Below are 14,996 nucleotides of genomic sequence, written 5' to 3'. Positions count from 1 at the left end.
TTTTAACTTTTAGGTATACTATATTTATCTAAATTTACAAAACTATATTTCACACCAATTGGAAATCAAATTCTTTAAGCCGAAATCTGAAATTCTTCAAAAATACATTGAAGGATATTACTTTCTTACCAAAAAAGAAACCGAACCTACGGTTGAATACCTTACGTTTCCAAATAACTATAGTATAATTTCTGTTTATCAAGATACCGAAATTGTTTTTACAGAAAATCAAGCGTTAGTGAAGGAAAAAATTGGCAATCCATTCGAATCAGATTTAATTTGTCATTATAAAAAACCAATTAAAATTATTTGTGAAGGAAACCTAAATGAAGTTACTTTTTATTTCAAACCACTTGGTTTAAATGCATTTATAACTAAATCGCTTTGCTATTATACCAATAATTTTTTCTCTAAATTCTTTCCTTTTGAAGATTATGAGAAAACAATGCTTCACATTTTAAATGAAAATGATTTTGAAAAAAGATGTGAAATGATAGAAAATTATTGGTTGTCAAAACTAAATGGTTTTAGCCATCCATTTCTGAATGAATTGATCGTTGATTTAAAAAATGATTATTCAATGGCTGAATTAGCCAAAAAATATAATACTTCACGTCAAAATATAAACAAACATTTTGAATCTAACTTGTGTAAAACACCTTCAGATTTTAAAAAAACACAACGTTTTAGAGAAGCTTTAAAGTCACAAATAAATAGTAAAAATAAAAACAATCTAACTTCATTGAGTTACGATATGTTGTTTTATGATCAATCCCATTTAATAAAAGACTTTAAATCATTGACTGGATTGACACCTAAAAATTTCTTCAAAAACATTTCATCTCAAGAAGATGGTGAAGTGAATTGGTTATTTGTATAAGATTACATTTTTACAATTTTATTAATTTAAGTAATGTTAATTTTACTAAAAATAACAAATACTTTTTATCATGATAAATCTAATTGTAAAAATCGTTGTTACTGCTTTAAAAATAGTAGTTAGTTGTTTGTTCTAAATTTAGTTAATAAATAATTGGAAATTTAAAAACAAGTTTTATTTTTGAATAAAATAAAAACTTTTCCATGAACCATCATCTTTGTAAAAACTGCCAACATACATTTGAAGGAAACTTTTGTTCTAACTGTGGACAAAAAACGAATACAAAACGTTTGGATTGGAACTATGTTAAAGATGAAGTAAAATATGTCTTTTTACATATAAATAAAGGTTTTTTATATACTGTAAAACAATTACTTACTCGTCCTGGCGATACAACAAGAGATTTTTTAGAAGGTAAACGAGTAATCATTATAAACCTATTCTATTAGTATTTGTTCTTGCTGGACTTAATGGATTTATTTCCCAATACATTGATTATAGTGGATTTATGCCAGAATATGGCAATAATGCAATTGCAAAAGAAATGCCTAAGATGATGAACTGGATTTTGAGTCATTATGCTTTGGTAGAACTAACGTTACTTCCAGTATTTTCCTTATGTTCTTGGTTTGCTTTCAAAAAATATGGTTATAATTATATTGAAAACATCATTATTAACTGCTTTGCCTCAGCTCAACGTTTAATTTTAGGTTTAGTTTCGTTTCCAATATTGTTTTTAGTTGATTCTAAATACACAATGATGATATCAAGTTTATTATCATTACCTGTATATGGAATAACTATTTGGCTATACCTTCAATTGTATAAAAAACAAGTAATTGGAGATGTTATTATAAGATTGCTTTTATTTGGTTTTTTAGCAACAATAGCATTCTTTTCAATGATAATAATTTCAGAAATTATATACTTTTTTTACTTGTATAAAACCGGACATTTAAAATTTAAATAGGATTATATTCCAACACTTTCAATTCTTTATCCATTAAATCCACATATTGATAATGAACTTTATCGTCTTTGTCAAAGGCTCCATTTTTATTGATATCTTCTATTGTTCTGAAGTATAATCTGTTTTGCGAATCAATTACATTCCAATCTATAAACTCTTGAAATTCAACAGAAAGTTTTTTAAAGTTACTTCCATCGATTGCACTTATATATAAATCTTTGATGTCATTACTATCTAATTTTCCGTCCTTGTTAGAATCCATATCTTCAAGAACATAAACTAAAAATTGCTTTTTTGTTTTATCAGCAATCGATTTCAAATAAGTTACGCGTTCTATTAAAACAGGTTTGTCGGTTAAAACCTTCAATGAATCAGAACCAATTTGTTGGAACTTAAAATTGCTTAAATAACCTGTAATTTCGTATTCATTAGAATTAGAAACCACAAAACTTTCTCTTTCTGAACTCGAATATTTTGTTTTAGACCTTCCGCTAGCAACGGTAAACTCACCAATTGGAAATAACAAAACCGAAGTTCCTTCCATTTGAATTGGTAAATCAGCTACTAGTATTTTAGAAGTATCAATCTTTGGTTCTGAACGCTCTTTAGAAGTATTTTCATAAATTACTTTAGGCTTTTCCGTTTCTTCTTTACAACTAACTAAAAGTATGATTAATGCAAGGACACTATATTTTGAGAAATTTTTCATTTGAACAATATTTAATCTTTATCAAAGATATGATTTTTGATTGTATTTTCTATTTCTATTGAATTTTAGTAATACAAAAATATTTAGAAATATGATTCCTATAAAGGCTAAATATAAATACCACACTTTTTTATAATAAAAGTTCAAAAGTTCATTTTTAGCGTTTTTCAATTCAATTGACTCATCAATAAAGATACCTCCTACTCTTTGATAACAAACAAAAGCTCTTCCATCATTATAAGTTTTTTCAACTTTCTCTCTTCTTTGATTACCATTTAAAATCCATAAATAATTTTGATATTCAATATAAGTTGGAGTTTTTTCAGATTGCAAAATATCTAATATTCTAATATAAACTTCATAAGTCATTTTCTTACCAAATTGAAGTTTAATTCCATTGATAGTGTCTTTAAATTTATTTTGAATTTTAAGAGACTTTTGAAAATTTATTAAATTATTTTTCTCCTTTTCTAATGTATTATTAAAAACAAATATTTTATAATTTCTTAAATTGGGAAAATCAAATTCATTTAATATTTCATAATATGATTTTTTGTCAGCAAGACCTAACTCTATACATGAATATTCCTTAAAAGAATTACTAAAGTATAAAAACCACAAAAATAGAATTGGCAAAACCACCAAAGAAATCATTCCAGGAGCATAAAAAATCTTTCTATGTTTCTTGAAACTCATTTACAATCTTGCAGTCAACTTCACATTAAAAACTCTCGTGGTCATATAATTTGGAATTCCGTATTGATTTTTGGTGTAAGCATCACGAACCCAAGTATTGGTTATAGCATTTTGATTATTAAACAAATTAAATGCTTCTACTCCCAATGACAATTCTTTAAATTTTTTCAACCAATGTCCATCTGGTTTTAACTCATTTTTTTCAGTAAATGAGTAGAAAAATCCAACATCGGCTCTACGATAATCTCTCAAACGACTTTGATATTGATACACATCAGCATAAGATGGCGAACCACCTGGAAGTCCTGTATTGTAAACCAAATTCAAATACAATTTCACGTTAGGAATGTTTGGCATATAATCTTGGAATAAAATACCAAATTTTAAACGTTGATCTGTAGGACGAGCAATATTTCCTCTATTATCTTGATTTTCTTCTGTTTTTAAATATCCAAAACTAAACCATGATTCTGTTCCTGGAACAAACTCACCATTTAATCTACAATCAAATCCGTAAGCATAAGCAGTAGCATCATTATTAGCTCTGTAACGAATTCTCACATTCTCCAAAGTATAAGTGTTTACATCATTCATAGTTTTATAAAATGCTTCTGAAACCAATTTGAATTTACGATTCCACATTTTGAAATTATAATCATTTCCTACTACAAAATGAATTGATTGTTGTGCTTTAACGTCTGATTGAACGGCTCCATTTTGATCACGCAATTCTCTGTAAAATGGTGGTTGATAGTAAAATCCTGTTGAGAGGCGAAAAATCATATCCCTTTCCCAATCGGGTTTGAGCGAAATTTGTGCTCGCGGACTAAAAACTGTTTGACTTGAAGACGTAATATTATCACCAGAAACCATCCAATTGTGTGCTCTAACTCCAGCGTTTAAAAACAATTGACTGTTTCCAAGTGTAGTTTTTGTATTCCATTGTGCAAAAGCTGAAATTCTATCAATATTTACAAAATTTAGCGCTCTTACATTCTGAAAAGGTACTAACGGACCAACATAAGGATTGTAAGGTTGATCATTAGGAATATCTATAATTGGTGGATTAATAGAAAATCCAGCCGAATCGATAACTTCCCATTCTACTATCCTATCGCGAATACTTTCGTGCGTATATTTTACGCCCCAATCTATTTGAAATCTCTTTTTTACATTGTGACTTCCTTTTACTTCTGCATTAATTATCAATGCATCTAAATCGTTTCTGGCATGATTCAATTGCGAACCAACTGCACGATTGAAAGTCACATCACCAAAAGTTTCAGAACCAATATTACTATCTACTTCTCCTAAAAAATAAGCAGCATCTATATCAAAATATTCTTGCTCTTGTGTGTGATAGGAAGATGCAATAAACTTATAAGTATTATCTTCATTTGATTTGAATGTAGATTTAATAGCGCCAAAAAAGGTTTGAAATTGAGTATCTTCTTGACCTTCATAAAAAACTTGTAAAGCAATTGGTTCACTTAAAGTACCAAAATTGGTTTGACGTGTTAAAGGTTGGTAGCTGTATTTATTTTGAGCAATATTTCCTAAGAAACTCCATTGCCATTTTGCAGAAGCATCATAATTCACAACAGTTTGTACATCGGCAAAAGTAGGTCTGAAATTACTTTCTGTTTCTTGACTGTTAACCAAAAGTGAATTGTCTCTGTAACGAATACCTGTCATGGCACTCCATTTTTTATTTTTAGAAACGCCTTCAGCAGAAATACTTCCACCAAGGAAACTTGCTTCAAGTGAAGCTCCAAATTTTGTAGGTTTTCTGTAAGTAATATCTAAAACCGAAGACATTTTGTCTCCAAATTTAGCTTGAAATCCACCAGCAGAAAATTCTATATTTTGAATTAAATCAGTGTTAGTAAAACTCAATCCTTCTTGCTGACCAGAGCGCACCAAAAACGGACGATAAATTTCAACTTCATTTACATAAACCAAGTTTTCATCATAATTACCGCCTCTTACAGAGTAAGCAGAACTTAGTTCCGTGACAGAAGTTACACCTTGTAATGTTTTAATCACACTCTCAATTCCACCAGATAAACTTGGATTTCTCCTTATAACTTCGGGCTCAATACTTATAATACCTTGAACTCTACCTCTATTATTTTTAATAATAACTTCATCCAATTGTGCATTTTTAGAACTTAAAACTGGATTATATTCTACGATTTCACCTTCTTTTAATGTAAAACTTTTGGTTGATTCTTTTAAAGTAACATGAGTAAAAACCAAAGTTGCTTTTTGTTTAGCTGGAACAGTAATTACATAAAAACCATATTTATCGGTAACAGCTTTATTGTTTTGACAAGTAACATTGGCACCTTCAACAGGATTGTTATTTTCATCTAAAACTAAACCAGTAACTTTTGCTGTTTGTCCTAAAGACGCAATGCTAAATAGAAAAAAAACTAGGTATATAAATTTATTTATTGCTTTCAAAAGATATTATTTTTTTTGACTTCTGTTAAACTGAGTTTCAAAGATAGTAGAATTTCCAACATTATCGGTAACAACTACTTTCAATTTATTAGCTCCTTCTTGTAACAAATCATCATTAAAAACGTGAGTCAAGCGCTTTAATTTTGATTCATATTCAAACAAAACCCATTTATCATTGATATAGCCATTGTAAGTTTTAACGCCAGACAAATCATCAGAAATCGTTACGTTAATGCTTTTTTGATTTGTAATCCATTTACCTTCAATGCTTTTTGCCATACTAATTTTTGGAGCAGTTATGTCTTTTGCTAATGTGAATTGTCCCAAATTTCTTGTTTTACAAGTAAACGTATTATCTACTAGTTTTGTTGTGATGTATCCTAATTTAGTTCCGTTTACTGTTGCAATAAACATTTTTTTCTTTTCTTCCTCTGACGATTTAGTGTCTTCGACAGAAATTGTAAAATTGGTATGTGCAGGAACGGAATCATCATGAAGGAAAAGCGTGTTATTTCTTACATCAAAATTTAGATAGAAATCTTCATAAAATGTTCCTGCTGGAAAATAAACAGATAAATTATCCTTTTCAAAATTGGATTCAACTTTAGATTTTACCAAATACTTTGTCACTTTAGTATCTTCTTTAATAAGAGCTGGCTTGGCTGAATATTTTACCGGAATTGAAATAACTGTTTTGTTTTTAAAGAAATCAGACACTTCAATACGTTGAATTTCTAAAGTATTTGGTACAATATTTAATATCCCATTTTCATAATTTTGATAAATATTACTCCAAGGAAATGGATTTTTCATAAAAAGCTTTTGCACTCTTTGATGCATCTTCTTATATCTAGCATAGTCGATAAAAGCATTAATATATTTAGCTTCATCAAAAACCATGGTATCAAATTCGTATCCAAAAATCACTTTCCCATTTGAAATTAATTCCGTTTTGTAAACACCATTTGCATTGTATGAGACATTATCATTGTCTGTTGCGCTAATTCCAAATCCAATTTTACCACTTGCAAAAACTTGTTGAGACAAATAGGTACCATCTGATTGAAGAGACAAATTAAGAAGAACTGGCCTTTTAGATTCATTAACCACTGCTGAATTATCTAAAGGATAAACCATAAGACTCGAAACAATTGGATTTTTAGTGTCTTGAGTTTGTATTCCAAAAAACAACGGATTTATAATTTTCTCTGTTTTGTTATCTCTGAACTCAAAATGCAAATGTGGACCTTCTGAACCGCCAGTATTTCCTGAAAGTGCAATGATGTCGCCTTTCTTTACTACAAGTTCGCCAGGTTTAAAAAAAGCTTCAATTTCATAACTCTTTTCAGCATATTGCAATGCAATAATCTTATCTTGAATAGTTCCGACAGCTTTTTGTAAATGTCCGTAAACAGAAGTATAACCATTTGGATGTGTTATATAAATTGCTTTGCCATATCCAGCTGTGGAAACTTTGATTCTTGAAATATAACCATCAGCAACAGCATAAACATTTAAACCCTCTTTCTGATTGGTTTTAAAATCAAATCCGGCATGAAAGTGATTTGGACGCAATTCTCCAAAATTTCCAGATAACTGTAATGGAATATCTAAAGGTGATCTAAAATAATCTTTCGGATACTCATTTTGGGCAAGCGAAAAAATCGAAAATAACAAAATCAATGGGATGTATTTCATTCTATATGGGTTTTTTGCTAAAGTATAAAAAACTTTATAATTACAAAAAAAATACCACAAACAGATTTATAACTAACTATTTTACAAAATATTAGAAGTTAATAAAAAAATAAATTTAATTTTTAACGAAAAATATTGCTTTAATAGATTAGGAATTATAAATTTGTAAGATTAAGTAATGAATTGTGTCATAGATGAGTGAAATTGCAGAAATAATTGATACTCTTGAGAATAAAATTCAAAAATTGTTTAAAAAGATAAACGATTTAGAAGAAAAAAATCAAGCGTTGCAACGAGAAATAAAGATTTCTGTACAATCAAATCAAAATCAAACTTTGGCGTATGAGTCGTTAAAAAAAGAATTTGAATCATTAAAAATGACTAATTCGTTACTAGGCAGTGAAGATTATAAAAGAGATACGAAGCTTAAAATAAATTCATTAATTCGCGAAATTGATTATTGTATAGCGCAACTTGCAGATTAAAACTATGGATGAAAAGCTTAAAATTAAAATATCAATTGCAGACAGAGTTTATCCGTTAACGGTAAATATGCAGCAAGAAGAAGCCATGAGAAGTGCTTCTAAAAAGATAGATTTAATGATAAAGCAATTTGAAGAGAATTATGCTGTAAGAGATAAGCAAGATGTTTTAGCTATGTGTGCATTACAATTTGCATCACAGTTGGAACAGAAAAAAGTGGATAATGCTATAGATGGAACAGAATCAATTGAACGATTAACAAACCTAAATAGCCTTTTAGACGACTATCTTAATAAATAATAAGTTACAAGAAAAAACGTTCTTTTAAATAAACTAAAAATACTGCCTACATTAGTTCATTTTTGGTAAACTCAACACTAACAAATTAAAATGAGTAAATCGTCGCTACTATAGTAAGCCCATTAAGTTGGGAAACTTGAACAGCGAGTTAACTCAAAACTTGTCCTTACGAGTTTATACAAGCAATTAATGTAGGTTTTTTTTATATATAAATTTTTTACACAACCATGGACATAGTATCTATAATTATCGGCGTAGTCGTTGGAATAGCTGGAGGTTTTGCAATAGCAAAAATGCTCGAAAAAAGCAATGTTTCTAACCTTATAAAAAACGCAAAAAAAGAAGCATCTTCTATTTTGAAAGATGCCAACCAAGAAGCAGAAAACATCAAGAAAGACAAATTATTACAAGCTAAAGAGAAATTTCTTGAATTAAAATCGGAACACGAAAAGGAAATTTTATCGAAAGATAAAAAAATGGCAGAAGTTGAAAAGAGAATTCGTGATAAAGAATCGCAAGTTTCAAGTGAATTAGCTAAAGCTAAGAAAGTGAACGACGATTATGAAGCCAAAACTCTTGAATACAACTCTAAAATTGAAATGCTTGATAAGAAATATCAAGAAGTAGAGAAAATGCACAAAAGCCAAGTAGAACAATTGGAAGTAATTTCAGGACTTTCTGCTGATGAGGCTAAAGAACAATTAGTTGAAAGCTTGAAAGCTGAGGCCAAAACTAAGGCAATGGCACACATTCAAGAAACTATTGAAGAAGCCAAACTTACTGCTGCTCAAGAAGCTAAAAAAGTAATCATCAACACAATTCAACGTGTTGGAACAGAAGAAGCAGTAGAAAATTGTGTATCTGTTTTCAACATTGAATCGGATGATGTAAAAGGAAGAATTATTGGCCGTGAAGGTAGAAACATTAGAGCTTTAGAAGCTGCAACTGGTGTAGAAATTATTGTTGATGATACTCCAGAAGCAATCATCCTTTCTTGTTTTGACCCTGTGAGAAGAGAAATTGCTCGTTTGTCTTTACACAAACTTGTTACTGACGGACGTATTCACCCAGCTAGAATTGAAGAGGTTGTTGCTAAAACAACTAAACAAATTGATGATGAAATCATTGAAGTTGGAAAACGTACCGTTATTGATTTAGGAATTCATGGATTACATCCAGAATTGATTAAGATAGTTGGTAGAATGAAATACCGTTCTTCTTATGGTCAAAATTTATTACAACACTCACGAGAAGTTGCAAAACTATGTGGTATCATGGCAGCAGAATTAGGATTGAATGTAAAATTAGCTAAACGCGCTGGTTTACTTCACGATATTGGTAAAGTGCCAGATGCAGAAAGTGATTTACCACACGCTTTACTTGGTATGCAATGGGCTGAAAAATTTGGTGAAAAAGAAGAAGTTTGCAATGCAATTGGTGCTCACCATGATGAAATAGAAATGAAATATTTAATTTCACCTATCATTCAAGTTTGTGATGCTATTTCTGGCGCAAGACCTGGTGCAAGAAGACAAGTATTAGATTCTTACATTCAACGTTTAAAAGACTTAGAAGAAATTGCTTTTGGATTTAATGGTGTAAAAAATGCTTACGCTATTCAAGCCGGACGTGAACTTCGTGTTATTGTTGAAAGTGAAAAAGTTAGTGACGACATGGCATCGAATTTATCATTTGAAATATCACAAAAAATTCAAACAGAAATGACTTATCCTGGTCAAGTGAAAATTACTGTAATTAGAGAAACTCGTGCAGTTAATATAGCTAAATAAGGTAAGCTAATAAATATAAAACAAAAAAAGGTATCCGTTTGGATACCTTTTTTTATGCGAATATAGTTTCGAAATCTTCTTGAGTCATAGGTTTGTAATAGTACTTTTTAACCTCATCTTGATATTCTTTCGACTTATTTAAGTCAGTTACATCATTGGAAGAACTCACCAAATAAACTGTGATTTCTTTCGTAAGCTTTTGCTTTATTTTTTTAAACTCTTCTAAAAACTGCCATCCATCGTAAACTGGCATATTAATATCTAATAGAATTAAATCAGGAATATTATCCGTTTCTACTTTATCTCTTAATTCATCAATAGCTTCTAGACCATTGAAAAAGTATTTTGTATCAACATTAATATTGCATTTAGAAAATAACTTTTTTATAATAAAATGATAAACCATATCATCATCTACAACAAAAATAGTATTAAATTTCTTCATTAAAATTTATTTTAAAAGTGGTTCCAACATTTACTTTACTTTCTACCTCTATACTTCCACCCATCGATTCTATTTGGTTTTTTGTAATAAACAAACCAATTCCTCTTGCGTTTTCATTCTTATGAAATGTCTTATACATTCCAAACAACTTTTCACCATGCTTAGCTAAGTTTATTCCTAAACCATTATCTTCAATAACCAAAACTAATTTTCCTTTTTCTACTGAAGATGAATAACTTATCTCTGGATGACGCTCTGGATGTGAGTATTTTATAGCATTGGTTGTAAAGTTTAAAAATAAACTTTCTAAATATGCTGGATTAAACTTTATAGTATCTTTTTCACCAATCTTATTAACAATTTTTACCTTATTATCTTTTATCTCTTTGCTTAAAACTTCAAGTGTTTGATTTAAATAAACATTAAGATTCAAATCTTCTTTCTTATGAATTATAGTATTGTGAATATCAACCAATTCTTTTAAATGGTCAATAGTTTCAGAAAGTGCATTGGAGGTTGTTTTTAAATACGATAAACACTCCTCTTTGCTTTCCTTATCATTTGATTCATCTAAAATATTCAATAACATTTTAAAATTTCCAGTATGTGATCTTAAATTATGAGAAACAATATGTGCAAAGTTCAGCAATCTGTTATTTTGTTCAACGATAATGTCTAAATTACCTAATAATTCATTTTCTTTTTGCTTGTTATGACTAACATCACTATGCGTACCAATTATTCTAACAGCATCACCATTTTTGTCTCTTTCAATGATTTTACCTCTACTTAAAACCCATTTGTAGGTACCATCTTTAGCTAAAACTCTTTTGGTATTTTCAAAAAAAGGTGTTTTATTTTCTTTATGAGATTGAATACTTTCTAAATAATCATTTAAATCATTCGGATGAATTCGATCATCCCACTTTGAATTAGTATTGATATTGTCAAATTCGTCTAATTGAAGCATATCTAATGATTCTTTTGAGAAGAAAACATTTCCAGTAGTAATATTATAATCCCAAATTCCTTTTTCTGAAGCTTCAAGAGCAAATTGATATCTTGTTTCTGATTCTTGAACTTTGATTTCTCGTTCTTTAATGTCTGTTATATCAGTAAGTATACTATAAAAAACTGTATTTAGATCTTTATCTAATAAAACATTAGCATCAACTTTAAACCATGAAATCTTTTTACTTTTGGCAATAATACGAAACTCACAACGCCAAGGTTCAAGATTTTGTTTAGAATAATTTAGTGATTTGAAAAATGCATCTCTATCTTCTGGATGAACTTTATTGCTAATAACATCAATAGGATTGGATTTTAATTCGAATTTATTTAATTCAAAATAAGACAAAATATTCTTATTAAGATAGGTAAAATTAAATTCATCGTTTGGAGAAATAGTTAACTGAAATATTAAATCTGGTATTTGATTTAATATTTGTTTGAAAAAATTAACTTTTTCTTCCAATATACAATCATTGGAAATTGAATTTACTTTCATAATGTTTAGTAGGTTTGGGGCCAATAAATCTTTAAAATTATATAAAACAACTTGAAAAACTTAAAACAAATATAAAATTAATATCGATTAAATGCACTTTTTATACGTTAAAAAACACTTTTTTAATAATTTTACACATATTTATAAGAATTATATTACTTTTTTAATATCTTAATTTTGGAAATAAACTTTAAAAACAGAACCATGATTAACAGTGCTTTCTACCTCTATTTTACCTCCCAAAGCTTCAATTTGATTTTTGGTAATATGTAGCCCAATACCATTTGAATCTTTATTAGAATGAAATGTTTTGAACAAACCAAAGAGATGATCTCCAAAACGTTCTAAGTCAATTCCGATTCCATTATCTTCAATCTTTAATACTTTATAACCATCAATTGAATAAACAGAATAAGTTATCTTTGGCACTCTATCTGGAGAAGAATATTTTATTGCATTTGACGTTAAATTAAGTAAAATACTTTCTAAATAAGCTGGATTAAAAAATACAGTTTCATCTATAGCAACCAAGTCAACAATATTTACTTTCGAATGATGAACATCTTCCATAAGAATATTAAAAACTTTTTTTAAATACACATTAAGATTCAGCTGTTCTTTATTTATATTCTGATTGTTTTGAACTTTTATTAGGTCAGAAAGATTATCAATAGTACTTGACAACTCATTAGAAACAGTTTTTATATATGATAAAAACTCATTCTGTTCAAACATTCTATTTTCATTCAGTTTTATTAAAGTACCTAAATTTCCAGCATGATTTTTTAAATTATGTGAAACTATATATGCAAAATTGAGTAATTTATTTTTTTGATTATTTATTAAAACTATCGTTTCTTCCAGATTTTGCTCTCTCTCCTTTTGTGAAGAAATATCGGTGTGAGTTCCAACAATTCTTAGTGGTTTACCTTCATCATCTCTTAATACCACTTTACCTCTATCAAGAATCCATTTATATTTACCATTACATAATACTCGATGACAAGTTTCGTAGTATGGAATTTCATTTTCAAAATGCTTTTTAATATTTCCGAAATACAGATCTCTATCATCAGGATGCACTTTTTCATCCCATTCTTCTGGGGTAGAAATAGCAAAACCAAAATCATCCATTTCAAGAATTTTTAAAGATTCTTGTGAATAATATACATGATTAGTAACCAAATCCCAATCCCATATTCCAATTCCTGAAGCTGAAACCGCAAACTGATTTCTAATTTCGTTAATCGTTTGATCGTCAATATAAAGTGTTTTCAAAATTGTATTTTTTTACAATACAAAGGAAAATATTAAAATCTCTGAAAGTAAAAATTAAGCGTAGAAAGATTTCTACAAGAAAGAAAATTAACTTTTACTTCCTTGGATGAAAGGAATTCATTATTTGAGTTAAATGCTTTCTATCTAGATGGACATAAATCTCTGTAGTAGTTATTGATTCATGACCAAGCATAAGCTGAATGGCCCGTAAATCAGCACCATTTTCGAGTAAATGAGTTGCAAATGAGTGTCTAAAAGTATGAGGACTTATCGATTTATTAAGATTAATCTTGACGGCTAAATCTTTAATAATCGTAAAAACCATAGCTCTTGTAAGTTGTCTTCCTCTTCTATTGAGAAACAAAGTATCTTCATGTCCTTTATTTATTGATAAATGATTTCTTACAAGATCTTTGTATAGTAAAATAAACTTTTGTGTAACAGTACTTATAGGAACAAATCGTTGTTTATTTCCTTTTCCTGTTATTTTAATGAAACCTTCGTCAAAAAATAAATCAGAAATTTTAAGATTAACTAATTCGGAAACACGCAATCCACAACCATATAGTGTTTCAAGCATTGCCCTGTTTCTTTCACCTTCTGGTTTAGATAAATCAATTGCTTCTATAAGTGCGTCAATATCTTGAATAGATAAAGTATCTGGAAGTTTTCTACCTAATCTTGGAGCTTCAATTAACTCCATTGGATTGTCAGAGCGATAATCTTCAAATATAAGATAGGAAAAGAAACTCTTTAAACCAGAAATTATTCTTGCTTGAGAGCGAGCGTTAACTTCTTTTGAAATTGTATAAATAAATTGTTGAATGGTCTCTTCTGATATTTTAATTGGAGAAACAGCGATTGCATTTTGTTCTAAAAAAAGACAAAGTCTCTCTATATCAAAAGTATAATTATCAATAGTATTTTTTGACAATCCTCTTTCAATTTTTAAATACGACTGATAACTTTTTATAATAGTAGTCCAATTCATTATTACAAAGTAACGGGAAAGGATTGAATAAAAAAAACCTCACCGAAGTGAGGTTTTCAATAATATAATCTAATATTTAGATTAGAATTTGTAGTTAACTCCAAAAGAGATAGCTCTCATGTTAGCTCCTAAACCAAAAGAAGTTTCGTTTTCTGCACCAGCTACATCAACTTTTTTAGAACCAAAGTTTAATGCTGCAAAATTAGCCTCAATTGACCAATTTTCAGCTACGAAGTAGTTTAAACCTAAACCTAAAGTTACATCAAAACCATTAGTTTTAACTTCTGGATTTGATAAATTGTTAGTTTCTGAATTGTAATCAAATCCTAAACCTGTAAATAAAGAAAATTTAGAAGCTGGAGTAAAGTAATATCTACCTTGTAATCCAAAAGTTACAGTTGATACATCTTTTGTATCAACGTTTAAAGTTTCTTCTTTATCAGAAGAAAAACCAACTTTAGCACCTAAAGAGATATTCTCAGTTAAAAAATAATTCACTTGTGGAGCAAGTTCGAAAAAGTTAGTTTTTGATTCTGGAGCATTGTTGTCTTTTGTACTATTAAAAGAAAAAGCACCAGTTACAAATACATCACCTTTAGAAAAACCTTCAGAAGATTCTTTTTTGTCTTGAGCGTTAGCAAATCCGAAAGCGAATACTGCAGCTACTGTTAAAATAATTTTTTTCATGTTTTATTTTGTTTAAAATTAATAGGGCAAAGTTAAACCTATTCTCTTTTTATTCATTTATATTAACATTTAGAGTTATCAACAGAGTTATCA

General features: G+C 28.9%; 15 protein-coding genes. 6 read left to right on the top strand and 9 right to left on the bottom strand.

Going from position 1 to position 14,996, the window contains the following annotated elements; genetic code table 11:
* Positions 1–58 precede the first annotated feature (58 nt).
* From ACYU7A_RS08280 to ACYU7A_RS08270, 3 genes are all read left to right on the top strand, one after another.
* Positions 59–880, top strand: a complete 822-nt coding sequence (locus ACYU7A_RS08280) for a helix-turn-helix domain-containing protein (RefSeq protein WP_460575664.1) — start codon at positions 59–61, stop codon at positions 878–880.
* Between the two features lie 203 nt (positions 881–1,083).
* Complete coding sequence (locus ACYU7A_RS08275) at positions 1,084–1,329, top strand: DUF3667 domain-containing protein (protein ID WP_460575662.1); 246 nt, start codon at positions 1,084–1,086, stop codon at positions 1,327–1,329.
* A 59-nt stretch (positions 1,330–1,388) separates the two neighbouring features.
* Entirely contained in the window at positions 1,389–1,850 is a 462-nt protein-coding gene (locus ACYU7A_RS08270; protein WP_460575660.1) for a hypothetical protein, read from the top strand.
* Here ACYU7A_RS08270 and ACYU7A_RS08265 read toward each other — a convergent pair.
* The 4 genes from ACYU7A_RS08265 to ACYU7A_RS08250 are packed head-to-tail and all read right to left on the bottom strand — an operon-like array spanning position 1,843 to position 7,419.
* On the bottom strand, positions 1,843–2,559 hold the full coding sequence (locus tag ACYU7A_RS08265; RefSeq protein ID WP_460575658.1) for a hypothetical protein: 717 nt from the start codon (positions 2,557–2,559) through the stop codon (positions 1,843–1,845). The two genes, ACYU7A_RS08270 and ACYU7A_RS08265, sit on opposite strands and share 8 nt — an antisense overlap.
* Before the next feature lie 21 nt (positions 2,560–2,580).
* Positions 2,581–3,255, bottom strand: a complete 675-nt coding sequence (locus ACYU7A_RS08260; protein ID WP_460575656.1) for a hypothetical protein — start codon at positions 3,253–3,255, stop codon at positions 2,581–2,583.
* Entirely contained in the window at positions 3,256–5,712 is a 2,457-nt protein-coding gene (locus tag ACYU7A_RS08255; protein WP_460576687.1) for a TonB-dependent receptor, read from the bottom strand.
* 15 nt (positions 5,713–5,727) lie between these two features.
* Positions 5,728–7,419 carry a M23 family metallopeptidase gene (locus ACYU7A_RS08250; protein WP_460575654.1) on the bottom strand — a complete coding sequence of 564 codons (1,692 nt, stop codon included), beginning with the start codon at positions 7,417–7,419 and terminating at the stop codon, positions 5,728–5,730.
* A 194-nt stretch (positions 7,420–7,613) separates the two neighbouring features.
* Between ACYU7A_RS08250 and ACYU7A_RS08245 the strand changes: the two genes are divergently transcribed.
* The 3 genes from ACYU7A_RS08245 to rny all read left to right on the top strand — a co-directional run bounded on the left by ACYU7A_RS08245 (position 7,614) and on the right by rny (position 9,992).
* Positions 7,614–7,904 (top strand): hypothetical protein, encoded by a 291-nt coding sequence (locus ACYU7A_RS08245; protein WP_298304146.1) that lies wholly within the window; start codon positions 7,614–7,616, stop codon positions 7,902–7,904.
* 4 nt (positions 7,905–7,908) lie between these two features.
* Positions 7,909–8,202: a cell division protein ZapA gene (locus tag ACYU7A_RS08240; RefSeq protein WP_460575652.1), complete on the top strand. Its 294-nt coding sequence runs from the start codon at positions 7,909–7,911 to the stop codon at positions 8,200–8,202.
* 227 nt (positions 8,203–8,429) lie between these two features.
* Positions 8,430–9,992, top strand: coding sequence for a ribonuclease Y (rny, locus tag ACYU7A_RS08235; protein WP_460575650.1), 1,563 nt, complete (start codon positions 8,430–8,432; stop codon positions 9,990–9,992).
* Between the two features lie 52 nt (positions 9,993–10,044).
* Here the strand turns inward: rny and ACYU7A_RS08230 are convergent, their stop codons facing one another.
* The 5 genes from ACYU7A_RS08230 to ACYU7A_RS08210 form a co-directional block, all read right to left on the bottom strand.
* On the bottom strand, positions 10,045–10,437 hold the full coding sequence (locus ACYU7A_RS08230; protein ID WP_460575648.1) for a response regulator: 393 nt from the start codon (positions 10,435–10,437) through the stop codon (positions 10,045–10,047).
* A complete protein-coding gene (locus ACYU7A_RS08225) occupies positions 10,424–11,947 on the bottom strand; it encodes a PAS domain-containing sensor histidine kinase (RefSeq protein WP_460575646.1) in 1,524 nt (507 codons plus the stop codon). Before ACYU7A_RS08225 ends, ACYU7A_RS08230 begins: the two co-directional genes overlap by 14 nt.
* Before the next feature lie 171 nt (positions 11,948–12,118).
* Positions 12,119–13,225, bottom strand: a complete 1,107-nt coding sequence (locus ACYU7A_RS08220; protein ID WP_460575644.1) for a sensor histidine kinase — start codon at positions 13,223–13,225, stop codon at positions 12,119–12,121.
* Positions 13,226–13,319: 94 nt separating this feature from the next.
* Complete coding sequence (gene xerD, locus ACYU7A_RS08215) at positions 13,320–14,216, bottom strand: site-specific tyrosine recombinase XerD (RefSeq protein ID WP_460575642.1); 897 nt, start codon at positions 14,214–14,216, stop codon at positions 13,320–13,322.
* A gap of 81 nt (positions 14,217–14,297) precedes the next feature.
* The gene (locus ACYU7A_RS08210) at positions 14,298–14,903 is read right to left on the bottom strand and encodes a porin family protein (protein ID WP_460575640.1); all 606 of its coding nucleotides are present in this window, start codon (positions 14,901–14,903) and stop codon (positions 14,298–14,300) included.
* Between the last annotated feature and the right edge of the window lie 93 nt (positions 14,904–14,996).

The organism is Flavobacterium koreense (assembly GCF_054776075.1).
Note: the sequence above shows the minus strand (reverse complement) of the source record. Positions and strands in the feature narration are given on the sequence as shown.

Excerpts from the sequence above, each read along its gene's own strand:
- ACYU7A_RS08275 (WP_460575662.1), top strand. The coding sequence starts at position 1,084 with ATGAACCATCATCTTTGTAAAAACTGCCAACATACATTTGAAGGAAAC.
- ACYU7A_RS08270 (WP_460575660.1), top strand. The coding sequence starts at position 1,389 with ATGCCAGAATATGGCAATAATGCAATTGCAAAAGAAATGCCTAAGATG.
- ACYU7A_RS08265 (WP_460575658.1), bottom strand. The coding sequence starts at position 2,559 with ATGAAAAATTTCTCAAAATATAGTGTCCTTGCATTAATCATACTTTTA.
- ACYU7A_RS08260 (WP_460575656.1), bottom strand. The coding sequence starts at position 3,255 with ATGAGTTTCAAGAAACATAGAAAGATTTTTTATGCTCCTGGAATGATT.
- ACYU7A_RS08250 (WP_460575654.1), bottom strand. The coding sequence starts at position 7,419 with ATGAAATACATCCCATTGATTTTGTTATTTTCGATTTTTTCGCTTGCC.
- ACYU7A_RS08245 (WP_298304146.1), top strand. The coding sequence starts at position 7,614 with ATGAGTGAAATTGCAGAAATAATTGATACTCTTGAGAATAAAATTCAA.
- ACYU7A_RS08240 (WP_460575652.1), top strand. The coding sequence starts at position 7,909 with ATGGATGAAAAGCTTAAAATTAAAATATCAATTGCAGACAGAGTTTAT.
- rny (WP_460575650.1), top strand. The coding sequence starts at position 8,430 with ATGGACATAGTATCTATAATTATCGGCGTAGTCGTTGGAATAGCTGGA.
- ACYU7A_RS08230 (WP_460575648.1), bottom strand. The coding sequence starts at position 10,437 with ATGAAGAAATTTAATACTATTTTTGTTGTAGATGATGATATGGTTTAT.
- ACYU7A_RS08225 (WP_460575646.1), bottom strand. The coding sequence starts at position 11,947 with ATGAAAGTAAATTCAATTTCCAATGATTGTATATTGGAAGAAAAAGTT.
- xerD (WP_460575642.1), bottom strand. The coding sequence starts at position 14,216 with ATGAATTGGACTACTATTATAAAAAGTTATCAGTCGTATTTAAAAATT.
- ACYU7A_RS08210 (WP_460575640.1), bottom strand. The coding sequence starts at position 14,903 with ATGAAAAAAATTATTTTAACAGTAGCTGCAGTATTCGCTTTCGGATTT.